General features: G+C 35.8%; 25 protein-coding genes and 2 pseudogenes. 14 read left to right on the top strand and 13 right to left on the bottom strand.

Features of this window, described 5'->3' with window-relative positions; translation table 11 throughout:
- Positions 1-38: 38 nt before the first annotated feature.
- Complete coding sequence (locus tag EAH57_RS00450) at positions 39-1004, bottom strand: 2-hydroxyacid dehydrogenase (protein ID WP_121928379.1); 966 nt, start codon at positions 1002-1004, stop codon at positions 39-41.
- A gap of 18 nt (positions 1005-1022) precedes the next feature.
- Positions 1023-1670: a hypothetical protein gene (locus EAH57_RS00455; RefSeq protein ID WP_121928380.1), complete on the bottom strand. Its 648-nt coding sequence runs from the start codon at positions 1668-1670 to the stop codon at positions 1023-1025.
- A gap of 281 nt (positions 1671-1951) precedes the next feature.
- Between EAH57_RS00455 and EAH57_RS00460 the strand changes: the two genes are divergently transcribed.
- Positions 1952-3052: an MBL fold metallo-hydrolase gene (locus EAH57_RS00460; RefSeq protein ID WP_121928381.1), complete on the top strand. Its 1101-nt coding sequence runs from the start codon at positions 1952-1954 to the stop codon at positions 3050-3052.
- A gap of 76 nt (positions 3053-3128) precedes the next feature.
- Here the strand turns inward: EAH57_RS00460 and EAH57_RS00465 are convergent, their stop codons facing one another.
- A complete protein-coding gene (locus EAH57_RS00465; protein WP_121928382.1) occupies positions 3129-4427 on the bottom strand; it encodes a Y-family DNA polymerase in 1299 nt (432 codons plus the stop codon).
- A 6-nt stretch (positions 4428-4433) separates the two neighbouring features.
- Positions 4434-5045 carry a LexA family protein gene (locus tag EAH57_RS00470; protein ID WP_121928383.1) on the bottom strand — a complete coding sequence of 204 codons (612 nt, stop codon included), beginning with the start codon at positions 5043-5045 and terminating at the stop codon, positions 4434-4436.
- Positions 5046-5338: 293 nt separating this feature from the next.
- Here EAH57_RS00470 and EAH57_RS00475 point away from each other — a divergent pair, with 293 nt between their 5' ends.
- Positions 5339-5569, top strand: a complete 231-nt coding sequence (locus EAH57_RS00475; RefSeq protein WP_004671971.1) for a hypothetical protein — start codon at positions 5339-5341, stop codon at positions 5567-5569.
- Between the two features lie 253 nt (positions 5570-5822).
- Here the strand turns inward: EAH57_RS00475 and EAH57_RS00480 are convergent, their stop codons facing one another.
- Complete coding sequence (locus tag EAH57_RS00480) at positions 5823-6050, bottom strand: hypothetical protein (RefSeq protein WP_004671973.1); 228 nt, start codon at positions 6048-6050, stop codon at positions 5823-5825.
- A 571-nt stretch (positions 6051-6621) separates the two neighbouring features.
- Here EAH57_RS00480 and EAH57_RS00485 point away from each other — a divergent pair.
- Together EAH57_RS00485 and EAH57_RS00490 are read left to right on the top strand one after the other, a co-directional pair.
- The gene (locus tag EAH57_RS00485) at positions 6622-7500 is read left to right on the top strand and encodes an SDR family oxidoreductase (RefSeq protein ID WP_121928384.1); all 879 of its coding nucleotides are present in this window, start codon (positions 6622-6624) and stop codon (positions 7498-7500) included.
- Positions 7501-7551: 51 nt separating this feature from the next.
- Positions 7552-8520: a methyltransferase gene (locus EAH57_RS00490; RefSeq protein WP_121928385.1), complete on the top strand. Its 969-nt coding sequence runs from the start codon at positions 7552-7554 to the stop codon at positions 8518-8520.
- A 109-nt stretch (positions 8521-8629) separates the two neighbouring features.
- Here the strand turns inward: EAH57_RS00490 and EAH57_RS00495 are convergent, their stop codons facing one another.
- The gene (locus EAH57_RS00495; RefSeq protein ID WP_121928386.1) at positions 8630-10042 is read right to left on the bottom strand and encodes an iron-containing redox enzyme family protein; all 1413 of its coding nucleotides are present in this window, start codon (positions 10040-10042) and stop codon (positions 8630-8632) included.
- Positions 10043-10275: 233 nt separating this feature from the next.
- Here EAH57_RS00495 and EAH57_RS00500 point away from each other — a divergent pair.
- The 4 genes and pseudogenes from EAH57_RS00500 to EAH57_RS16070 form a co-directional block, all read left to right on the top strand.
- Positions 10276-10739 (top strand): annotated as a pseudogene (locus EAH57_RS00500) (CinA family protein).
- 242 nt (positions 10740-10981) lie between these two features.
- Positions 10982-11167, top strand: a complete 186-nt coding sequence (locus tag EAH57_RS00505) for a hypothetical protein (RefSeq protein ID WP_005196089.1) — start codon at positions 10982-10984, stop codon at positions 11165-11167.
- Between the two features lie 95 nt (positions 11168-11262).
- A complete protein-coding gene (locus tag EAH57_RS00510) occupies positions 11263-11583 on the top strand; it encodes a hypothetical protein (RefSeq protein ID WP_121928387.1) in 321 nt (106 codons plus the stop codon).
- Between the two features lie 79 nt (positions 11584-11662).
- Positions 11663-11884: pseudogene (locus EAH57_RS16070) on the top strand (DUF421 domain-containing protein); the annotation flags it as partial.
- A 6-nt stretch (positions 11885-11890) separates the two neighbouring features.
- On the opposite strand, the gene EAH57_RS00520 reads toward EAH57_RS16070, so the two are convergent.
- The 3 genes from EAH57_RS00520 to EAH57_RS15905 form a co-directional block, all read right to left on the bottom strand.
- Complete coding sequence (locus EAH57_RS00520; protein WP_121928388.1) at positions 11891-12322, bottom strand: hypothetical protein; 432 nt, start codon at positions 12320-12322, stop codon at positions 11891-11893.
- Between the two features lie 291 nt (positions 12323-12613).
- The gene (locus tag EAH57_RS00525; RefSeq protein WP_121928389.1) at positions 12614-12892 is read right to left on the bottom strand and encodes a hypothetical protein; all 279 of its coding nucleotides are present in this window, start codon (positions 12890-12892) and stop codon (positions 12614-12616) included.
- A 389-nt stretch (positions 12893-13281) separates the two neighbouring features.
- Positions 13282-13443 carry a hypothetical protein gene (locus tag EAH57_RS15905; RefSeq protein WP_171407338.1) on the bottom strand — a complete coding sequence of 54 codons (162 nt, stop codon included), beginning with the start codon at positions 13441-13443 and terminating at the stop codon, positions 13282-13284.
- A gap of 766 nt (positions 13444-14209) precedes the next feature.
- On the opposite strand from EAH57_RS15905, the gene EAH57_RS00540 reads away from it, so the two are divergent.
- The 6 genes from EAH57_RS00540 (at position 14210) to EAH57_RS00565 (ending at position 20578) form a co-directional block, all read left to right on the top strand.
- Complete coding sequence (locus tag EAH57_RS00540; RefSeq protein ID WP_121928392.1) at positions 14210-14680, top strand: hypothetical protein; 471 nt, start codon at positions 14210-14212, stop codon at positions 14678-14680.
- A 389-nt stretch (positions 14681-15069) separates the two neighbouring features.
- Positions 15070-17709, top strand: coding sequence for a DNA mismatch repair protein MutS (mutS, locus tag EAH57_RS00545; protein WP_121928393.1), 2640 nt, complete (start codon positions 15070-15072; stop codon positions 17707-17709).
- A gap of 125 nt (positions 17710-17834) precedes the next feature.
- Positions 17835-18401, top strand: coding sequence for a GNAT family N-acetyltransferase (locus EAH57_RS00550; RefSeq protein ID WP_121928394.1), 567 nt, complete (start codon positions 17835-17837; stop codon positions 18399-18401).
- 226 nt (positions 18402-18627) lie between these two features.
- Complete coding sequence (gene fdxA / locus EAH57_RS00555) at positions 18628-18957, top strand: ferredoxin FdxA (RefSeq protein ID WP_004668754.1); 330 nt, start codon at positions 18628-18630, stop codon at positions 18955-18957.
- A 124-nt stretch (positions 18958-19081) separates the two neighbouring features.
- A complete protein-coding gene (locus EAH57_RS00560) occupies positions 19082-19789 on the top strand; it encodes a D-Ala-D-Ala carboxypeptidase family metallohydrolase (protein ID WP_004668755.1) in 708 nt (235 codons plus the stop codon).
- 120 nt (positions 19790-19909) lie between these two features.
- Positions 19910-20578, top strand: a complete 669-nt coding sequence (locus EAH57_RS00565; protein ID WP_121928756.1) for an O-methyltransferase — start codon at positions 19910-19912, stop codon at positions 20576-20578.
- 119 nt (positions 20579-20697) lie between these two features.
- On the opposite strand, the gene EAH57_RS00570 is transcribed toward EAH57_RS00565, so the two are convergent.
- The 4 genes from EAH57_RS00570 to EAH57_RS00585 all read right to left on the bottom strand — a co-directional run bounded on the left by EAH57_RS00570 (position 20698) and on the right by EAH57_RS00585 (position 24292).
- Positions 20698-21540, bottom strand: a complete 843-nt coding sequence (locus EAH57_RS00570; RefSeq protein ID WP_121928395.1) for a universal stress protein — start codon at positions 21538-21540, stop codon at positions 20698-20700.
- Between the two features lie 116 nt (positions 21541-21656).
- Entirely contained in the window at positions 21657-22271 is a 615-nt protein-coding gene (locus EAH57_RS00575) for a chloramphenicol acetyltransferase CAT (RefSeq protein WP_004668758.1), read from the bottom strand.
- A 91-nt stretch (positions 22272-22362) separates the two neighbouring features.
- Positions 22363-22947: an IMPACT family protein gene (locus EAH57_RS00580; protein ID WP_121928396.1), complete on the bottom strand. Its 585-nt coding sequence runs from the start codon at positions 22945-22947 to the stop codon at positions 22363-22365.
- Between the two features lie 154 nt (positions 22948-23101).
- On the bottom strand, positions 23102-24292 hold the full coding sequence (locus tag EAH57_RS00585) for an HlyD family efflux transporter periplasmic adaptor subunit (protein ID WP_005196074.1): 1191 nt from the start codon (positions 24290-24292) through the stop codon (positions 23102-23104).
- Between the last annotated feature and the right edge of the window lie 4 nt (positions 24293-24296).

Here is a 24296-nt window from a genome sequence, read left to right on the forward strand (position 1 = left end):
AGATTAGAGCAATTATTCAGCAATCAACATGTAAGAATTTATTCAAATTTTGGATTGACCAAATAACGTGGCGTTCGATCTTCTAAGGCATCAATTAAGTTTTGATAAGCGAGATTGGCCATTTTATTCCGTGTTTCAGCCGTTGCTGAACCAATATGAGGTGCAGTCACCACGTTTGGCAGCTCAAATAAGGGAGATGCCTGTAATGGCTCTTTGGCATAAACATCTAAACCCGCAGCAAAGATTTTATTTTGTTGTAATGCCTCAAGTAGTGCATTCTCATCAACTACAGAGCCACGTGCGATATTGATAAATACAGCATGCTTCTGCATGAGCTCAAATTGAGCCTCTCCAATCAGCGCCTGTGACTGGCTATTTAAATCAACAGCAACCACAATGAAGTCAGATTGTTGTAATAACTGGTCGAGGTCACGATATTGGGCATTGAATGCTTGAGCGACTTCTATTTTTTCACGGCGATTATGGTACAAGATGTTCATATTGAAGCCATGAAAGCCTCGACGAGCGATTGCTGCGCCAATATGACCTAGACCAATAATACCCAAGGTTTTACCAAATACATCTACACCAAATTGTTCAGCTGAAACTGTTCGTTTCCATTGACCTTGTTTTGTCCAAGCATCCAGTTGTGGAATTTTTCGTGCTGCGCTCAGCAATAAACTAAAAGCTAAATCCGCTGTAGTTTCTGTTAATACATGTGGCGTGTTCGCGAGCCAAATTTTTCTTTGATTCAGATAATCGATATCGTAATTATCATAGCCCACTGAAACAGTAGAAATAATTTTAAGTTTTTGTGCAGCTGCTAAGTTACTTTGATTGAGTAAACGCCCAGCACCAATCATGGCATCTGCATCCACGACTTCAGCTCGGATTTGCGCATTGATATCACCCAACTTTGGGTTGAGTACCACTACCTGATAATCTTGCTGTAACCGTGCTAAAACGTCTTGATTAATTTGACTAAACACAACAACTTTCTTCATTATGAAACATCCACTCTTTTATTGCATCAATTGCCACAATCGTCTTTTTAATAAGGGTTGAGCAATCATTTCTTCTAAACTGGCTAAATGCAATATATTAGAATGCTGAATAAAATCTAAATGACCTAAGCATAAAATCTTTTTATTGGTAGCGGTCGCATCCAAGAAACCTTGAATATATGAAGATAATCCTCGGCTTTCCTGAAAAGCTGCCAATGGAAATGGCCATTTCAACTCAGCATATTGTCCCAATCTGGCTTTCTGAATATTCTGCCACAACTGTCTTTGAGCATCGCTCAGTTGACTGCTTTCTAGCAAAATTGCACAGCTTTCTAAAATGTACATTTGCAGCTCAAACGCTTGAACTTGTGTCGTTATAACGACCTGCTCTTTTTCAACAACAATGTCTTTGACAACAGGCTTTGCGACAACTTCAGTTGCTTGAGGAACGTCTATTTCAATTATCGGCGGCGTTGCTACTGGTGCGACTTGGATATTTTCAGAAATTGGCGCTGTATCAAATGTAAGCACAGGAGATTGCGGGGTTTCTTCGACAACTTGATCTCGCCATAGATTCGGTGCAGTATTTTTTTGACATACAACCTCTCTAGGAATCCAAATATCTATTCCTAAAGTTGCTAATATGTTTCTCTGCTGCCCAATCATTTTACCTACTCGTTCTGCTAACGCACAGCCATTTTCAATACTGTTATTTGCCTATAGTCTAGCATAAACCACAGCCCTCTAAATGGCTTCCTTTTGCTCAATCACACCAATACCAACACGATCGCTTGATCAAAATACCTTTATCCTTCGCTTAGACAAATATTAAATAAGAATAGATGATTTTTCATTCGTCGACTTTAGACAATATTTCATCATTTTGTCGCTTTTACTTTTTATTAATGTTGACTATCAACTGCCCAAATAAAAAGGGAATGCGATTTATGCTTATTGTTTTCACCCTCACTCTCGTCCTGCTTATTTTTATCTGCGTCTTATATTTACAGCATCCTCTTTTTGGCAAAAGCCCCTCTGGTGAACGACTGCAACGTATCAAAAACTCTCCTAACTACCAACAAGGTCAATTTCGCAATCTCACTGAAAAATTAGGCATGGCTGATTGCTCCCATACTCTCATTGAACTTTATAGAACATTTATCAAAACCATTCCTCATCGCAGACCCAAAGATATTATTCCCTCGATTAAAACCAATCTCCAAACACTAGATCCTCAGCAAGATGTCATGATCTGGTTCGGACATTCTTCCGTATTTATGCAACTACACGGCAAAAAATTTTTAATTGACCCTGTCATGAGTGGCAAAGTTTCTCCCTTGCCGTGGGGAACACGCGCTTATCGAGGAACCGATATATACACCGTCGAAGAATTACCTGAGATTGATTATTTACTGATTTCACATGATCACTATGATCACTTGGATTATAAAACCATTCTTAAATTAAAGAACAAAGTAAAATATGTGATCACGGGCTTAGGTGTTGGAGAACACTTTGAATATTGGGGCTATCCCAAAAGCATGCTGATTGAAAAAGATTGGGGAGATCGCATTGAGTTTGACGATGGCATTACCATTATCACCGAAACCACCCATCATGATTCAAGACGTGCTTTCGATGGCGGAAAAAATTTGTGGATTTCATTCATTATTCAATCACCAAACAAAAAGATTTTTTATACAGGCGACGGCGGTTATAACAAGCACTTTGTCGAAATCGGTCAAAAATATGGGCCTTTTGATTGGGCATTGATGGAAAATGGGCAATATGATGCCGCTTGGCATGCTGTACATTGTCATCCAAATGAAGTGGCACAAGCGACTGAAGAACTAAAAGCGCGCAATATGATTCCCGTACATCATTCCAAATTTAGTTTAGCCAAACACCCATGGTATGAACCGATCACAAGAATTGCTGAGTATTCAAAATCGAGGAAGTATCGTCTTGCAACCCCAATGATTGGTGAATTAGTGGAACTGGATAATGATCGGCAAAGCTTTAAGCAATGGTGGGAAAATATTCGATAAGCTGTACTAACTCAACAATCAGAGCACATCGTGCATATCCCACGCGAATGCCTTTGGTAATGCTGATTTAAAAAATCTACCCAACCCTCAATACTTCATCCCACTTGGTCAGATAACTGGGTGATTTATGATTTTGAGTCATTCCCCAAGTTCGTCCTTGCGGAGTAATCAATCGCCCGAATGTCATCATATCTCGCCCAAATCGTTCATTAATTTCATCAAAAGCGACCGAAAGATTCTGACGAGCAATCAGTTCATCCGTATCATGAAATAAATCAACCGCATGGCTGTGTCGCGGAATGATGTCTAACAAAATGACCTCTGCTTTTTTATAACGATGCCCTGCTAGATAGATTCGGTCTAAGCCTTGTTGTACCGCTTTTATAATTTCCAAACGATCATCACTATAATCAGCCAAATACACCATGGTATATGGACGATAATATTGTTCTTTATTAAATCGATTGGTTCGGATACTGATCCCAACAGCCTTACACAATAAATTTTGTTTGCGAAGGCGTTCTATTGCCCGCAAGCTAAACTCAGTTAAAGCACCACTTAGGCTATTTTTATCTTCAATCGGTTGACCAAAGGAACGACTACTTAATACTTGTCGACGGTCTGAAATAACATCTTCAATTTCTAAACACGCCATTCCTTGTAATTCTTTGACTGTATTTTCCATTACTACAGAGAATTGCTTCCCGATCATTTTGGGATCTGCTTGGACTAAATCTAGTACTGAACAAATATTCATTTTTTCTAAGCGCTGTCGAATCTTTCGTCCGACACCCCATACCTCTCCTACGGGTGTATGAAGAAGTAAGTCTTCAATAATACAAGGATCTTCATCAACCATATTACAAACACTATCAAAACAGGTATGCGTTTTAGCTAAGTTATTCGCAAGTTTGGCTTGTGTTTTGGAGTATCCGATACCGATACAGCATGGTAATCCTAACCAACTTTTGACTGTCGCTAAAATTTGACGGGCATATTCACTTAAGTCATAACTTTGTTGATAAGCAGTCAACTCTAAAAAGCATTCATCAATCGAATAAACTTCTTGCTCACAAGGATCGACAAAACTACCTAGTATATTCATGAAACGACGTGACATTTCTGCATACAAGGCATAATTGCTTGAAAGTACTTCAACTTGATGCTGCCGAATAATTTCTTCAATTTGAAATAAAGGCACAGCCATTCTTATGCCAAGCTTTTTTGCTTCATAAGAACGAGAAACCACACAGCCATCATTGTTTGAAAGCACAACCACAGGACGATTTTCTAACTTTGGATTAAATACACGCTCACAACTAACATAAGCGTTATTTACATCGATCAAAGCAAAAATACGTTGTGGTACATTCATTGACACTTACCTCATCGGTTTCAAGTTATACGTCACCACACCCCAAATCACCAACTCCTGTCCCTCATGTATATAAATATTTTGATAATCAGGATTTTCAGCCTTTAGCCATACTTTTGGTGGATTAAAATGATGATCAATCATCAAGCGTTTCACCGTAAAATCATTGTCAATCAATGCAATCACAATATCACCCGACTTCGCTGGAATACTCCGATCAACAACTAAAGGATCATCAATATCAATTCCGACATCTAACATCGACAGTGAATTGGCTTTCACAATAAAAGTAGAATTTTCATTTCTAATTAAAAACTGATTTAAATCCAGTGCTTGCTCCACGTGATCTTGTGCGGGTGATGGAAATCCCGCCGCAACACGTTCCGTTGCCAGTGGAATGTGGTAAATTCGATCATTGTTCGCTTGAACATTTTGAATTTTCATTGTGGAGGTCAAATCTGTATGCGTGCCAGTTTTGACATTATTCAGTAACCAATTTTTGATGAAATCCACTTGGGATTCAGGAACACGAATCACTTTGGTCGGTTCACTGAATTGTGCCTTCCGCCCAGCATTTGCTCTCGCACCGCCATGCTCAAAGTCATTTTTTTTGGACATCTTTCCTCCCAATCCAAGTGATTAACAACAGTAATTCAATTTAACTTGAAAAAGTTACAAATTCAAGTTGACGTGCAATTAATTTTGCATAACAATAAATTTCATAGATCAGACCCTCATTTGTTTAACTTGGACAAGGATGTAAAACAAAGTGAGATTAATGTTTGAAATGAATCACTTATGATGCTTTCCACTTCTATATGGCATTTAAGTTATTGATCTCATTCACGAATAAATCTGATCTATCAGCCGTTAGGTTTTATTCAAATATTTTTGATGTGGAGACATGAAAAATGGACAGTCGACGTGATGCAATTCTTGGCTATGCTGATGAACAACATGCTTACTTTATTCGTCTTATTGAAAACAACACTGTACTAGGCAATAGCTATGGACTGTTTTGTGAAAGCCAGAATAGTGAAGCAGCAGAAAGTATTATGACTACCCTCTTCTTAAAGAAATCTTTTTGGTTAAATGGTTCTGAATTTAATGATATTGTTAAAGGTCTCAACCCAATTACTTGATAGCGATAAACAATAAATATAATTTCATTACAAAGAGCTTGCTTAGATACAATCAGCAAGTTCTTTTCTTGATTTTTAATATTTTAACTAAATAAACTGACATTCATACAATATTTTGATTACTACTCCATACTTTTAAATCATTATTTTATTGCTTAATCTTTTAAAAAGTTTATCTTTATAAAACAAAACCCACTTAATGGATTCAAATAAGTGGGCTATTTATTTACAATAATTTAAGTACCTGAATAATTTAAATAAATCTTTTATCATTAACAAGAGAAATTATTTTATAGGTTTTTCCATCCAATTCATCTTCAAAAATAAAATCCATATTCGGAAAAATATCCCGCCCCTCAACCTCAATATGTTCTATTCTTTTAAAGATGGGAACTTCGTGATCCTCTATGTCATTCAGCTGCGCAACGACTATAGATTCATTTTCTTCCTGATCTTTAATCATCACAGTGATCTTATTCATGATAATTCTCCCAAATAATATAGCCTACTATGTAAAAAATTTGTGGCTTTGTCGACTAAATGGTTGTAACAAGAGTTATAAGTATTATATTTTTTTTACTTTGAACGCTAAGTAATTGATATATGCTATTTATTTAGAATTTTCAAACATATTTTTTAACCATTAGGCTACAAAGCACCTAGAAAGATTTCAAGACAATTCAAAAAGTACACTATTCCATAAAATATCAATATCCAACAATACCTTTCTTTTAAGTATCTCAAGCTTAGAAAATACTTTTTTATAAATATAACGCTTAAAATTAAAACAAATTATAAATTCTTATCAATTGAGTTTATTGATGCGCACACAGCATTATCAGCACCACTTGAATCTGAATTATATTTATTTTTAGAACAACCCTATTAAAAACTTACTTATCAAATAGCATTAATTCTATAAATTTAATTTATATTCAACCGTCACTCACTACGCAATAAATACAAACACAACCAATCTAAATATAGTCTTTACTCAAAATAACATTTTTTTAAAAGACTATAGAATGTATCTATTTTAAGGACGCGCAAAGATGAACAATACATCCCATGAATATCCTGCTTCAGCTCCCGCACAAGAGCAACAGCATCAACCTGGTAAACAAACACTGATGCACCCTATCCCAGAGGTCATCAAAACAACACATCAGGGAAGTGATAAGCTTAAAAACAAGGTCGCTTTAATTAGCGGTGGAGATAGTGGCATAGGTCGCTCTATTGCTGTTTTATTTGCAAGAGAAGGTGCAGACGTCGCCATTGTTTACTTAGAGGAACAAGAAGATGCAGAGGAAACAAAGCAGTTAGTAGAAAAAGAAGGTCAACAATGTTTATTAATTAAAGCGGATATCACCGATCCAAATGTTGCCATTGATAGTGTCGACAAAGTGATCAATGAGTTCGGTAAAATAAATATTTTAATCAATAATGCAGCGGTACAATTTCAACAAAGCGATATAGTGAATATCAGCGATGAACAACTAGAAACAACTTTTAGAACCAATATTTTTTCCATGTTTTATTTTACCAAAGCGGTACTTCTTCATTTAAATGAAGGAGATAGCATCATTAACACCACCAGTATTACCAGTTATCAGGGTCATGATGAATTAATTGATTACGCCAGCACCAAAGGCGCGATTACAACCTTTACTCGGAGCTTATCCAATAACTTGATGAAACAGAAAAAAGGAATTCGCGTAAATGGGGTTGCACCTGGTCCAATTTGGACACCATTGATCCCGAGTAGTTTTGACTCAGAAACTGTGGCAGAGTTTGGTAAAAATACGCCAATGGGAAGAATGGGACAACCCAGTGAAGTCGCCCCTGCTTTTCTATTTCTAGCTTCAGATGATGCCAGCTATATTACGGGACAAGTGATCCACGTCAATGGTGGTGAAATCGTCAATGGTTAAGTAAACACTCAACCTCAGCTCAGAGGTTTTTATAAAAATAAGAGACCTACAATGAAACAACACCTTGATACATCGCTTCTCCAGCAACATGCTTTGCTCTTTTTATTAAAATTTTTAAAAGAGCAAAATTATCGATTTACAGTAATTACTCCACTAACCCATGAACGTATTATAAAAAGAAAAGAAGGTTTAACATCAAGGTTTATAACACTTAGAGATATTTTTGGATGGAATCTGCCTTTCGCTCCTGAAGATTTAGAGCCTCAACTCTTTGTCCTCTTGGAAAAAGCAGATCTTATCCGCATTGAGAACAACCAATGTTTCAGTAAAATCCGTGTTGCATCATTAGAGGATGAATTATTTATTCATTCTGCTTTTCCAACCGTAGAAAATGATGCCGTGTTTTTTGGCCCAGACACCTATCGATTTTATTATCATCTTAAGCAATATTTACTCACTCAATCTCCATCCTGCCAACGAGCTGTGGAGTTATGCTGTGGGACATCAGCTGTCGCGATTTCAATTGCAAAACGCTTTCCCTCAATTTCTGAGATATTTACTGCGGACATTAACCCTAAGGCCTTGTTTTATAGTCAGCTAAACCAACAATTTAATGGCTTAGAAAATATTTATCCTATTCATAGCAATTTATTTTCTAATTTAGAGGGGAATTTTGATCTTATATTTGCCAATCCCCCTTATTTGATGGATATCCAAGAACGGCAGTATCGGCATGGTGGAAACAATTTAGATGGCACAGAATTGTCCTTCAACATTCTAAGAGAGGCGGTAAAAAGACTTGCCCCGAATGGTAGTATTTTTCTATATACAGGAATTTCAATCAGCCAATACGGCAATAAGTTTTTGGAAGCCATTCAAAGTTGGATCATCAATTATCCAACTTTGAAATGTACCTATGAAGAAATCGATCCTGATGTATTTGGCGAAGAGTTAGAACAACCGAACTACCAACACATCGAAAGGATTGCAGTCGTTCTAGTCAAAATAACTGCAATCTAATGTTTGTCATCATGCTAAATCCAAAAAAAGGATATGTACAATCGCACTTATTGGAATTTTTGGCGATCTACTTACGGTCGGCTAGAAAATAAAAAGTTTTGATGAATCGTTATCGGTTAAGTGAACTTGTTAAATAAGGAAATAAAAGTTCCGTATATTTTTGTGTACTCCATAACCCAATAGTTTTGTGATGAGTATCTGGAGCTAAAAAAGGTGTCAACTTTGAAAGCTTAAGGGCCAGATTACTGGTCTGACTGACTCTTGTTTGCAAGTTTTCCAGTTCACCATCTGAGATATAACTAAATAAAAAATCATGGATCGACTTTTCTTTATCAACATGTTGGTGATAGGAAAGAAAAGTAGACGCGTACTGTTCTCCTGCAATCCAATCATGAATAATTTGTTTTTCTGTGGGATTAAATACCCCATACATCTTGCCATCTTCATGACTAATCAATTTCCAGAACAAACTTTCTTCAGGGGCTTTATTAAGTTTAATCCATTTTTTATCTTTCAATTGATTGATAAAACTTCCAATTTCATCAGGATTAGAAAGCCATTGATTGATAGATTTACACCCGATTTGCTGCTTGTCGTTATGTACTAACTGCCCAATCAAAGCTTTGCGCTTTAAAATTTTATGAACGAAATCTTCTAAGTTGAGATTGTTAATAATTTGCAGTGAGGTAATTCCATGTTGATTTAATGCATAACCACGTTTTAGTTTATTGATAAAAACGTCTTTATCCTTAAATTTTTTATATAAATTTTCTAATGTTTTTAGCGCCTTAAAAGCATGACCATTATCAAGATTATCAATCGTAATATGTAAGTTAAAATATTTTGAATCAATCCCTAATTCTTTAAGCTCATAATTAGTGATCAGAAGATGCAAAGGCAATTTCTCATCACCGAAGTTAAATCCTACGATTTCTGGAATAAATTCTGGGGGTGCATACCCTAAAGCCAATTGAATTGCGGCATGGTGGTAGTATTCATCATCGAGAAAAAGCTCAAAATCATCTAAACCTAGAACTCTTAAAAGATCATCATAAATACATACGTGATTGGATTTAGCTGAACCTAGTCCCAATTCCTCCAAATAAATCAAAATAAGATCATGAAATGCAGGATCATTCCAATAATTCACAATACTATATAACCAAGAGCCATCAACTTTTTTTATCGGTGAGACTTTAATCAGAAATTCAAAGGCTTGACCTATATTTTTAAAATATTCTCGCTGGCCACCTAATTGTCTTCGGCTTATATAATCTTGATAGGCATTACCTGTTTTTTTATTTTCCTCTAGATACCAGTGCTTTATATCACCGATTTGATCGGGAAAATGAACATCATCTAAACATACTTGTTCAAGTTCCATTTTTAATAAACTGACAGACTTCTTCTCTTTTTCAATGTTAGCAATATTCCCGTCAAGGAAAAAAGAAACTAACTCATAATAATTTTGATGATCATCCTGTATCAAATCAAGTAACCTTTTTTTGACGACAACTGGCATTTTCACTCTCCAAGTTGAAAACATAAAAACAAGCTTACGGCTTACTATCTTTATTCATACCGATTTTTTGTTAAAGCACGTTAACAGGAAAACATATTATTTTAAAAAAAGCTTTTTATTCAAACATATATAAAATAGTAGAATTACAATCCAATATTTTGAATTATTTAAAATGGAAATAAATAAAATAAATGCTCAATAATTTAATCAATCGTTAAAAAGGTGATCAAATAATGTTAAAGACAACGTGTACCATATTGGCGAAGAAAAAATTAACAATATTTTTCTTTGAGAGTGCTTCTGCCGGTTATTTGTCTTACCAATTCTCACTCAACCCACTTTCGGGAAATATCTTAATCGGTAGCTTGGTCTGCTATGATTTAAGTGTTAAAGAAGACTTACTTAAAATTTCATCCAAATTAATTCAAAGGCATACCGCTGAATCAATGCAAGTCACTAAAGAAATGATTAAAAAGGGAAGAAAAAAATTAAAGCCGATATTTATGTTTCATGTACAGGATTATTGAAAAAAGGTGGATCTGAATCAAAGGAAAAACCTGTAGGAACATTCTTCTATTGCATTGATTATAAAAACAAGATTTATAGTTTTCGAACTGAATATAAAGGAAAACCAGAAATAAAGCTACAGAACCTATTGATAGATATATGTAAAAAAATTGAAGAAATCATAAGCTGAGAATATAATTTTTTGATTTGTTTCATCCTGTAGTACAAACATGAACTTATATTAAATAATGTTTTTGTTTTCAAGACTGTTATATCTACAAGTCTCTATTAATTAATTAGTTAATATAAAAAAATAATTACATTTAAATATAGTGAAACATGCTCACCCACTTCAAAATAAAAAAATATGTTTTACTAAAACCATCTGATGTACTCAGATAATTTTATTATAGTTAAATGAGGTATACGATCATGAGTAATACAAATAATCAGCCGAATGAAGAACGTAACAATCAGCAAAGAAAACAACCAAATGATGATAATCGTCAGCAACAACATCAGCAACAGCAACAAGACAAGCGCGATTCTCAACAACAAGGTTCAAACCAAAAAGACGCTAATCGTCAAGGATCAAATCAAAATAATCAACAAAAGTAATATTTGATTATTTTTAGATCTGAAGAGATTTAGGAGAATAGTTAAATATTCTCCTAAATTTTATATTCATTCGATTAGTGATTCGGAGAATTCTAATGAAAGAAGTAGATATTACAAATCAACATCAGCAAAATCCACGTGTTAGTATTGATCCAAATGATCATTGGCGTAATAGCTATGTCACCCGTCCCTATTATCAAGAAGCTCAACTTGATACACCAGATTTAGATTATGACCGAGATTTTTCAAAAGCTTATGAACTTGGTAGTCGAGCACGCTCTGAATACGACCGTGATACTCAATTCGAAGATGTCGAAGGTAGTTTAGAGAAATCATGGGAAGAGCTAAAAGCTGAATCTAGGCTAAAATGGGAACATGCTAAACAAGCGATTAAAGATGCTTGGGATAAAATATAAAACTGACATGTTGTAAAAAATGAGCTTATTTTTTAATAAGCTCATTTTATTTATGTAATATAATAATATCAATAATAAGGATGGTTCACTGAGTATTTTATTTTATACAGAGAAAGAAACCAAATGGGGCTTACCTTTGTTTCCTAAAGATTATAAAAAAACTGAATATTTGAGTCCAGAAACCTTCTACTCTTGTATGAATTGTGGCGCAACGCAGCATTTACTGCATTTAGAACAGGAATGTCCACGTTGCCAAGCGAAGAGTTGGGCTAAGTCCTTATCTACACCCCATCTTCATTAATCCATTTTATGTTGTAGTTTCTTTATATTGAAAATATAAAACTATTGCATCTTCATCTTTTTTTGTTTTATCTACAATATTCCCTAAATCATCATAGCAATAGCTAGGTTGAATAACTTTATCCTTTATAGGTTGTTTTACTTTTTTAGTGGGGATCGTGACTTTTTCTACAAAACTCGCAAGCCACAATATATATTCATTTTTATTTTTACTCTTTGGTAAAATACTTATATCAATATTAATAGGTGCGTTTTGTGAGTTCATCAATAACTCTTCAAAATCTATATAATGATGAAGCATCTTAAAATTTGTATCTTTTACTGTATTTCTTAACTCAATCATCAAATTATTAAGATCCTCAACTGGATCATCAGAGAATCCTTTTGATACTTTTAAATTACTATAAATTTTCTCTGCTAATTTTAAGTACTGAGGCATTTGTTAGTTCCTTTATTTTATCCTTCAGGAATTTTCGCAGGAAATAAAGTAACCCATTGTTAATATTGTTTTAAATTATGAAATTAAATCTCGTAGAAAAAACACAGAAAGTACATTAGAAAAAGTTTCAAGTATCGCAAACAAGGTTTTTTGTGACAAAGTTCACACGTTATAAATTTATATAAAGATATTGAATTAATTTTTATCTCCAATAATAGAAATCTTAAATTAATTGTGGTTAAAAACTTCATAGAAAATTCTTAACCACAACATCCTTAAAATTCTTAGTTTTTAATTAGAAGGAGTTCTACTTGATAAGTTCGTTTGAGTATTATCATTTGTTAAACCTGCTTCATCACTTTCATTCATCACAGGAGCAGAACTACCATGTTGTAAATCATCATGTAACTGAGCCTCTCTAGAATGATCCATTTCTACTGGTTCCGTTTCTAAAGCATGGGGAGTCGTTGTCTCCTCTCGACTCATTGTATCAGCGTCTTTATTTTTTTCGCATCCAGCTACACTGAATACAAAACATAATGTTAAACTTTTTAATAATAGATTATTCATCACTTTGTACCTCTATTTTGTCTTTGTTAATAGATAATAGGTTCTATTCTTCTATCACTGCACTTATCAACTGACTATTTTCCATAACCTGAGCAAATATATTCCTTTGCTCCATGAATAAAAATTTAGCCAGTTATTTAAGTCTATCTTATTTTTAGAGTCACTTTTATCATCTACCATCACCTCCAATTCTTGCCGACAAGGAGCCTTGTCATCAGTAATTACAGAATATGTGTTGAAGGTTCTTGACCTACGCTCTATGAAATAGACTATTTGGGATTCTGTTACTTCATATAACTTAAAGAAGTATATGTCTATATTAGAAAAATCACCAAGATAGGAATTCATTAAAAAAGAAGCTTGGTTTAAGCTTCTTTTTTAATCTAAATTCATTTCATAAATTTACTCAAAACTTTTTTCCCTTTGACCTCTTCATTTAAATCATGAGCATCACTTTTTTTATCATCAGACAATCTAGCCTTATCCTTGTGAGATTTATAATAACAACCCAAAGCGACACCTGTTCCCAAAGTAATAATCGTTTTTAACATGAGATACCTCTTTAATGTATTTGAAGACTTATATTAGTAACATTTTTATTGTAATCTTTAAGCCCCTCTTCTATAGCTTTTCTTTAAAGAATGAAAACTTATGTAAAAAACATCATTATGGAAAACAAATATAGATATAAATCAAAATCTTAAATTTAACACAAATTTATTTCCAAACATTACTAAACATCTTTATTTAATATGAAACAATTTTATAAATAAAAAACATCACAAAAAAAATTTAACTGTCTAATCTATTTATCAGATAGGAGATATGAAAGTGAGTAATAAATGTCTAAAATAAAGTCTTTTGAAGAAAAATCAATTCAAGATTTAGAAAACTCCATTAATAAATGGCTAAGGGAAGAATTTTCCAACCATAATCTCAAAGTAAATATTAAGAATATTAGTCATTGTCATACTTACAATAATTCAGAAATTCTTGTTACGGCTCTCATTGCTTATGAATACAAATAGTTTATTCTAAATTAGATACTTATCAGCTCACAAAAGATAAATGCAACATTATATTCCACAATTATATAATCTTTACAATCCGTTTTTTATGTAAACAATTCCTTCTAAGTAATATTTTAATAAATATAAAAAACAACATGATAGCAAAAAAAACTCTATACATTATTATCCACTTAGACTTTCGTTTCACAAAATCATCATTACTCACATGAGTCATCAGAACAAATACAATCGGTAACGTAAAAACCTTCATACTCTGTAAATGATATGGACTTGGCAGGAGCAAGAAATGCCACAATTTTTACGTATAGCTGAAAAAGTCTATAGAAACTTGCAAGAAAAGAAAGATACCAACAATGATCCCATAGAAAACCTCAATATATTGATCATCGAAATTCGTAAAGAAATTAAAGGAACTAAATTAAAACTACTTTACAACTTTATTGATTTTGAAGAGTGTTTAAATAAGCCTAATCAAGAATGTAAGGTTCAGTTAGATATAAGTTTAATTCCTAAAATTAAAAATGAAGATGAGTTCATTTTATGGTTGGCAGGTTTTATTCAAAGAATCACTACGGATGGTAAGAGAAAAGCACCTCCTTCTCTCAGAAGTGATATCCCGCCAGATTTTCAATTCAATCCTACCCAAAAACGTGATAAATCTCTTTTAAACATTACAGAGTATTCAAAAAGTGTCGAACAAATAGATACTTATTTCAAGTCGGAAGAATTTACAACTGGTCTGAATAAAGAGCAATAATTCAAAAAAATAGAAGTGTGCCCTTGACCGTTCACACTTCTATTATTTGCTGAGTAAATTCAGCTACCGCCTGTACGGGGCGGTTTTCTTTTTTATATGATAAAAAATTACGATTTAATTAATAAGCTCTTTTTCGCTACTTATTTCGCCATCCATTTCAGGATTACTTTTTCTCAATCAGCTCAAATTTGTTAAGATGGCAAACCTGAGAAAATCGTAATACATTCTCAAACACTGTTGACTCAATTTTGACATAAAAAAAGGGATACTCAAAGGTACACTTTTTTCTTAGATTAGGTCAGATTTAAACAGAAGTTGTTAGAATTGGTTAGACAGCCAAACTTTCAAATTAAATTTATTTATTATTTAAATTTAAGGATTTAACATACATGAATAGCAAAGAAATCATGGCTGATCTCTCTTCCCACACCCCTATGATGCAGCAATATCTAAAAGTAAAAATGGAGCATCAACATGCCCTGCTGTTTTATCGTATGGGAGATTTTTACGAGCTATTCTTTGAAGATGCTCGTCTTGCTGCCAAGCTGTTGGGTATTACGCTAACCCATCGTGGTAAAGCCAGTGGTGAACCGATTCCTATGGCGGGCGTACCTTATCATGCAGCAGAAGGCTATCTTGCGCGTTTGGTTAAATCAGGTCGAACGGTTGCGATCTGTGAACAGGTTGGCGAGGTTACAGGAAAGGGTCCTGTTGATCGGCAAGTGGTTCGCATCCTAACACCGGGTACTTTAACCGATGATGCTTTACTAGGTAGCTACCAGTCTTCGAATCTTGTTGCGCTATGTATCCAACAAAATCAAGTCGGCTTCGCTTTACTAGACCTCAGTGCGGGTATTTTTAAAGTTCAGCAACAAGACTATAAGCCAGAACAACTTCCCATTGAACTGGCTCGTTTAATGCCAAGTGAAATTTTGATCGACGAAGATTTAGTTGATCAAGATATTATTGAACAGATTAAAAAGAATATTGACTGCCCAATTACCAAACGACCAAATGTTGATTTTAATTTAAATAACGCGCAAAAAACCTTATGTGATCAGTTTTCTGTTTCGACCTTATCTGGCTTCGGATTAGATCCAATTCCGCTAGCAAAGGCTGCCGCTGCGGCATTGATTCACTATGCAAAAGAAACACAAAAAACAGCGTTACCCCATATTCGCGCGATTCAAATAGAACAAAGCACCGATTTTATAGCCCTCGATCCAATTACACGTCGTAATCTAGAAATTATTGATCCTTTATTTGACCATGGTACATCCTTATTTCAACTGGTGAATGACTGTCAAACTGCAATGGGTGGACGCTTACTCAGCCGAACACTCATGCAGCCCATTCGTGATACAGCCGTTTTAGATGCTCGCCTTGATGCTACAGAACAGCTTTTAAAGGGATACCATGAAGCGCCGCTGCGTTTAGTGCTAAAAGAAATTGGTGATATCGAACGCGTTCTAAGTCGCGTGGCTTTAGGCAGTGCCCGTCCACGTGATTTAGTCCAACTACGTCATGCCTGTGCACAAATTCCTTTTCTACGACACGCATTAGCGCCTGTTTTACAAGCCAAACAATCTAAATTATTGACCCAACTTGATCATGAGCTTGGTGACTTTAAAAGCTTGTATCAGCAGTTAATGGCAGCGATTGTAAAAAATCCACCCGTACTCTTGCGTGATGGCAATGTAATTGCAGAAGGCTATGATGAGGAGTTAGATGAACTCCGCAAGATCCGTGATCATGCAGGTCAATTCTTAATTGATTTAGAAATTAGAGAACGTCAACGTACTGGAATCAATACACTTAAAATCGGCTATAACCGTGTCAGTGGCTATTATATAGAACTTACTCGTGCTCAAGCAGAACAAGCACCAGCGGACTACATCCGTCGTCAAACCCTTAAAAATGCTGAACGTTATATCACTCCTGAACTGAAAAGCTTTGAAGACAAAGTACTTTCTAGTGAGTCTCGCGCATTAGCACGTGAAAAACTGTTATTTGAGTCATTGTTGGATGAATTACGCCAAAACATTGCACATTTACAAATGATGAGCGCTGCAATTGCATATATTGATGTACTTGCCAACTTTGCCCATCAAGCACGATTAAACAATTGGGCACGGCCAGAATTCAGTCCTGAAACAGGGATTAAGATTCAAGCAGGTCGTCACCCTGTGGTAGAAGCTTTAAATAAAACACCGTTTACCCCAAATGATACATTTTTAGATGCACAACACCGTATGGCGATCATTACTGGTCCAAACATGGGTGGTAAATCGACATTTATGCGTCAAACCGCGCTGATTAGCCTTCTTGCCTATTGTGGAAGTTTCGTTCCCGCAAAGTCTGCAAAACTTGGTCCAATTGATCGTATTTTTACCCGTATTGGTTCAGCCGATGATTTATCAACTGGAAAATCAACTTTTATGGTCGAGATGACCGAAACCTCACAGATTTTGCATCATGCCACCAACCAGTCCTTGGTGTTAATGGATGAGGTTGGTCGTGGAACCAGTACTTATGATGGCCTTTCTTTGGCTTGGGCATGTGTACTTGATTTGACTAAGCGTGTGAAATGTCTATGCCTTTTCGCCACCCACTATTTTGAGCTGACTGAACTTGGTAGTGAAACAGGTATCGATAACTATCACGTTACTGCACAGGAATTGAATGGTAATTTAATTTTATTACACAAAGTTCAACATGGCCCCGCAAGTCAAAGTCACGGCTTACAAGTTGCAAAATTGGCGGGTATTCCAGCAAGTGTGATTAAAGAGGCGCAAAAACGTTTGAAAATTCTTGAAAAGCAACAACATCATATCTTGCAAAAGACAGTGCAAACAGATTTATTCAGTTCAATTGATCCTCAAATTGAAACCCAAGTGATTGAGAAAGTTATTGAAGTGGAAGTCCATTCACCAGCTTTAGATTTGTTACAACGCATTGATGTAGATGATCTTACGCCTCGTCAAGCACTTGAACAACTCTATTCACTAAAAGCAGCACTGAGATCCTAAAAACATTTTCCCAGAACAAGTAACTGAGACTTGTTCTGGGAAAAAATTTATGAATAAGATAAACCGCATCGTTATATCATCCACCCTATCATCAGAATAAAATGAGTAATCAATCGAAGGGACAAATGCTGAATTTTGTGCTCAGAAAACTACAGGTTTCAGAAATCGATTTAATCTGGCAACAGATCAGTCGTCGCGAATTAATTACTCAAATGTACGTGCAACACAAACAACATTTAGACATAGTCGATTGTTTTTATGATGTTGAGAATTGGGATGCCTTTCATCTAGATAATGATCCACCTTTATTAAAACAAATCCATCAACAAGGTGGATTATGTGTCGGGTTATTTAACTCACATGATCAGTTAATTGGTGTTCAAGTCGTATCCAATCAACTTATAAAAAATTATCCCGAAGCAAAATTATTGCAATACTTTTATGTTGATGCAGATCACCAAGGTCAAGGCATTGGGGCACTGCTCATGCATTCTGCAGTAGAATCAGCACAACTATTGGGTGCTAAACAACTCTATATTTCAGCAACACCAAGTAAACGAACTGTAGACTTTTATCTCAAACATGGTGCCCAACTATTAGCGCAACCGGATCAACATCTATGGAAATTAGAACCAGAGGATATTCACCTGATGTGTTCTATAGAGTCATTTATCAAAAACAGCGCACAATGAAATCCTAAAGGGAAAGATAAAAACAACTGATTAAGACAAATACTTAATCGCATTATGTCTTTAAAAATCAACGAATCAATAGAACATATTTATTTTTATCAATATGTTATCCTGTTTTTCATATGTATAAATAAACAATATCAATAAAAGCAATTGTTTGTTCACCCCATTTTTGCCTACAATAGCCCATTCCAAACAAAAACCGTATTTTTAGGTAGCTGTCGCCATGACCTTTGTTGTCACTGAAAATTGTATTAAATGTAAATATCAAGATTGTGTTGAAGTTTGCCCTGTCGATTGTTTTTATGAAGGCCCGAACTTTCTTGTCATCAATCCAGATGAATGTATTGACTGTGCGCTTTGTGAACCTGAGTGCCCAGCAAATGCGATTTTCTCTGAAGATGAACTACCTGAAGGTCAAGAAATCTTTATTGAGCTCAATACTGAATTATCTGAAAAATGGGCGGGTAACAATATCACCCAAATTGGTGAACAACCTGCAGATCGTGAAGAATGGAATGGAAAACCGAATAAACTGCAATATTTAGAAAAGTAATTGAAAAGGCCAGTTTTACTGGTCTTTTTTAATACTTGAATCACACATTTCTTTGCAATTGTCCCATTATGTATACGTTCTTTTGCATTAAAATAACGTGTCTTTAGATTGTGAACTGGCTTTTATGTTGCGAAATAAATTACAGGGTTTCTTATCGTTTTTTATCATCCCTGTGATGATGGTCGGCTGTGTCAGTTCAAAGACAGAAGTAAATAAAGGCAAAAGAATCCATATTCCTCAAGAAAAAGTCACTTTTACACGACCAACGCCAGACAAAGTAGAGCCAGCTTCTTATCGTCGTTGGTTGGCACAAGGCGAAAACTATGCTCGTGTGCGTGAATATGAACAGTTTTTAACACGTAATCAAGTCGCTCACATTATCCCAAGTTTTGAATTATTACGAACCGCAAGAGATTGGCAGAAATGTGGTCGCAATGAGTATGCTGTACCAAACCGTGAATTGTGGGGCAACTCGCTTTCAACTTTACGTGTATTTAAATATCTTATTTCTGCAAAAATTTTAACCGATTTTGAAGTGACCTCTGTCTATCGTGATTTACCTTTAAACGAATGCGCTGGCGGTGCAAGTTCATCTAAACATTTATTTAACTCTGCCATCGATTTTCGTATTGGTCCTGAATACCCTCAGCCGCAAGATTATGCATTTATCGAACAATCCAAATTTAAATTATGTCAGTTTTGGGTTCAGCATGGTCAAAGCTTAAATCTAGGTATTGGTCTCTATCGCTCAGGTCAGATTCATATTGATACTCAGGGTTATCGCACTTGGGGCCCAGACCTAACACGTAACAGCTCAATGTGTAACTTTTAGAATAAAAGATCACTTTCAGTAAAGAGATCTAAATGATCTCTTTTTTTATTCAGTAATCAAATTGCACTCTGAGCATAAATGTTTAAAATGCTGCAAACAGATTCAAAGGTAAGCCTGATTATGCAACAGATGTGGACCGACATTGATGACTATATTAATGCACATTTAATCCCCTCAGATCCTAAACTTCAACATGCATTAGACAATACCGATACGCAAGGTCTTTCTAATCATTTGGCTGTTGCACCGAATCAAGGTATGTTCCTGCAAATGTTGATTCAAATGAATCAATGTAAACGTGTATTGGAACTTGGAACTTTTGCCGCTTATAGCACAATTTGGTTGGCACAAGCATTACCAGCCGATGGTTACCTGCTCACGGTTGAAGGACGAGATAGCCATGCTGCCATCGCCCAAGAAAATATTGATTATGCCGATATGCCCACCCATATTGAACTTAAAAAAGGACGCGGCGCAGATATCATGAATCAACTCATTGCAGAATCCAGTGAGGCATTTGATTTGATTTTTATTGATGCAGATAAACAAAGTTATCCTGAATACTTGGAGCTCAGCTTGAAGCTATCTCATTCAGGAACGATTATTGTATTGGATAATGTGATTCGTTCAGGCGCGATATTGGATGAAAATAATAAAAAACCGAGTATCGAAGGCATTCGAGAAACTTTCGCTGCACTGAAAAATCACCCGATGCTTTTATCTTGTACAGCACTACAAACAGTGGGTTCAAAAGGACATGATGGCTTCGCAATTGCGATTGTAAAGTAAAGATCAAAAAACGAACTGATTTTTTTAGTTATTAAATATCAAATAGATACAAATTTACATAGTGCTTTTCCATATAGTTATCCACAGTATTTGCGGATAACTATATGGAATAAAATGAATTACTTAGCGACCAATAATGGTACATTTGCATTTCTAAATATCGAGGTTGTAATGCTGCCTAAGAAAAATTGATGGATTTTACTATGGCTGAAAGCACCTAATACGATTAACTGCACATTATGTTCCCTTTGATATTCCAAAATATTTTGTGCAACATCGCCATAACGATAAATAGGCATAACTTCCAAACCTGCATCTGTTAAATACTTTGCTGGCTCAGTAAGCATTTCAGGATGATCACCCACATAAAGCAGATGGCATTGTAATTTTTTCAACAAATCACTTTGAGCAATGCGTTGCAACATTTTCTGACAGGTTGGTGAATATTCATATGCAAAGATAAAACGTTTAGGAGGCTCGAAATGCTCTCCAACTGTAATTACAGTACAATTTGCACCACGTATAAAGTTCTCAACATTACTCCCAATGGGTTTATTTTTCTCCGCAGCTCGCTCGCCAACACGACCAATAATCACCACGTCATTTTCATGCAGAAGATTAAAACTTTGTTCAAGAAAATCGCCTTTTTCTTGAATTTTGCTACTGGTTAAACCGTATTGTTTCTCGATTAACTCTGAAATATGATTGAGTAGATTATTACTATAATCGAGTGCTAACTCACTTTGCTTTTGCTCTAACTCAGCAAGCTCTTTGAGCAACATGGCATTACTCTCAAAGCCAATCACACCGCTAATTTCACCTAAATGATAGCTTGCAGGATAATAGTCCAAGATTTGCAACAGCACTAATTCTCTTTGGGTTTGTTTCGCAACCCAAACTGCGGCCTCAGCCACAGCATCAATACAGGGTGAAGAATCAATACATGCAATTACGCGATTCATGTTGGCCTCTCTTCAGGTTTGACACCTTAGGTCTTCTACTTATTTTTAACTTAACACAGATAAAAGCAGGATAGGTTAAATTTATGTATAGAATCTCATACGCTTTTTAATGCTTTTTATTCAGTTCTATAACGAATCAATTTTGCTGGATTCCCTGCCACAATAGCATAATCTTCAATATCTTTGGTCACCATACTATTCATCCCAACCACAGCATGGTTTCCGATTTTGACCCCATCTTTGATTCCCACATGCGCTCCTAACCAAACATCTTTGCCGATCTCAATGCCCTTGGATGTCACGGGTTGTTGGTAGATTGGTCGGTCTAAAGCCATCCCATGATCAAAAGCATATAAATGGCTATAGGCCGCTATTCTGACTTGATCGTGTAGCTGAATCCCTGCGCGCCCACCATCCAAAATACTATGATGGTTTATTGCAACCTCATTGCCAATAACTAAAGGCCCATGCAAGGTACAATCAGCGGCAATAAAAGTATTGTCACCAATGGTAATTTTGCGTCCTGGCTCTGCAAAAATATGTGCCAATGGTGAAATAAAACAATTCTGACCAATCTCAACCGTTTCCATTTCCATCAAATATGCTTGATATTCGGCTTGCCATGCTTCAGCCCATTCACGTTGTTTAGGCTTGAGCGACCAATACAACCACGGCATATAATTGAGACGATGTTTATGCTGCTCTCTATATTTTAATAAAGGATCATTCATCAAGTTGTTGCCTCTCTACCCCTTTCAATTACTTACGCCCTGAGAGCGAGGAACACTGTTCCGCAAACTCGCAAGAGAGGGCTTGTAAATTCTAATCTTCAACATGTAAATGCTCACGCCCTCTAGTAACATCTTGAAGTTTTTGTCTTAAAGGTTCAATTTGATGAATTTGTAGCGGTGCCTCAATAAAAACACCATTTTCAGTATAACTTTCTTGGTATTCGATGTGTTGCTGCATAAGTTCATATTGAATAATTGCCCATTCATTAAATAGGCAACTAAATTGAATCTGTTTTTTCTCAATCAGCTCAATTTTTTCAGCCAATAGCAAACATTGCCCAGCGCAACCACCATAAGCACGAACTAAACCACCCGTACCAAGCTTAATACCACCATACCAACGATTGACCAATACAATCACATTGGTCAAATCATTCCCTTCGATGGTTGCTAAAATCGGACGTCCTGCGGTGCCAGAAGGTTCACCATCATCATTAAATCGAACATGATGTCCAATCTTCCATGCCCAACATTGATGTGTCGTCGATGGATCTTTCACTTCTTCTAAAAAGTTTTTGACCTGCTGTTCATTTTCAACAATCGCAGCAATCGCTTGGAAACGACTTTTTTTAATTTCTTCTTCAAAAGTTACCGAATTGGCAATGGTGAATGGCATAAAACATAAATACAAACTTTAAAAAATGATTATAGCAATTTTCTGGCGCGATGTAGGGTGCGATGATAGGGTCTGTTGACATTCCATTATAAAAAATGGGTGTGATGATTGATCACCACCACACCCGACGATGACTGTTTCAAATCAGCAGAAACTATCGTTCACGTAATGCTTCTTTGGCTTTATTAAATGGTTTAAGCAAATAATCCATAATGGTTTTTTGTCCAGTTCGAATATCTACAGTAGCCACCATACCAGGGGTAATATCGAATGCTGTACCCGCTTTGTTATAAAGTCTATCTGAATCTGTCCGAATATAAACACGATAATAAAACTGATCTTGCTTCACTTCATCACGAATAGTATCTGGTGAAATCGTGGTGACTTTACCTTCTAGCCCGCCATATACCGCATAATCATAAGCGGTGATTTTGACCAAAGCTTCTTGATTTGGATGAATAAAGGCAATATCACGTGGCGAAATACGCGCCTCGATTAACAATTTATCCTCTAAAGGCACAATCGTCATCAACTTACCATTTTGAGGAATGACACCACCTTCAGTTGTCACATCAATCTCTTTCACTACACCGCGAACAGGCGCTCTAAATACAGCACGTTGTAAGCTATCACTTCTTCCTTTGACCACTTGTAGTTGAGTTTGAATATCGGTATTGGCTTTTGATAACTCCTCACGTGCTTTTACATAATATTGATTACGAATATCATTGATTCTATTTTGTAAATCATTGGCTTCACGCTTTAAACGCAACACTTCAACTTCACTGGCGGCCCCTTTTGCAACCAACGGCTCAGTCATAGCCAATTCTTGTTGCACCAATTTAAGTGCTTGTTGATTACCAGAAATAGCCTCTTCTAAATTCATGCGACGTGAATAATAAAGTGCTGTTTCTTCTTTTATGAGTTTAGGTTCTTTCAAAACTTCTTCTGGAAAAACCAAAGCAGTATTACTGACTTCGGCACGTAAACGCGCTGCTGTCGCTTGTGCAGAACTCAGTAAAGATTGTGACTCTCCCACATTTGAAGCAAGACGTGTCGGATCTAACTGCGCTAGTATTTGTCCTTTTTCAACGATATCGCCTTCTCTCACAGCGAGTTTAGTTAAAATCCCCCCTTCAAGCGATTGAATTGTCTGCTCTTTTGAGGAAGGTACAACTTTACCCGTACCTGTAGATACTTCTTCTAAACTAAATGCCCATGCCCACACGAGCAATATCACTAAACCAATCCCAATTAACCATACAATAACCGATGAACCAGGTAACTTCGGTTCCTTGTAACTCACATTCATGGGACGACTGCTGGTTTGTTCTTGCTCACTCATGAAT

This window comes from Acinetobacter sp. 2JN-4 (genome assembly GCF_003687745.1).
GTDB classification, from domain to species: Bacteria; Pseudomonadota; Gammaproteobacteria; order Pseudomonadales; family Moraxellaceae; genus Acinetobacter; species Acinetobacter halotolerans.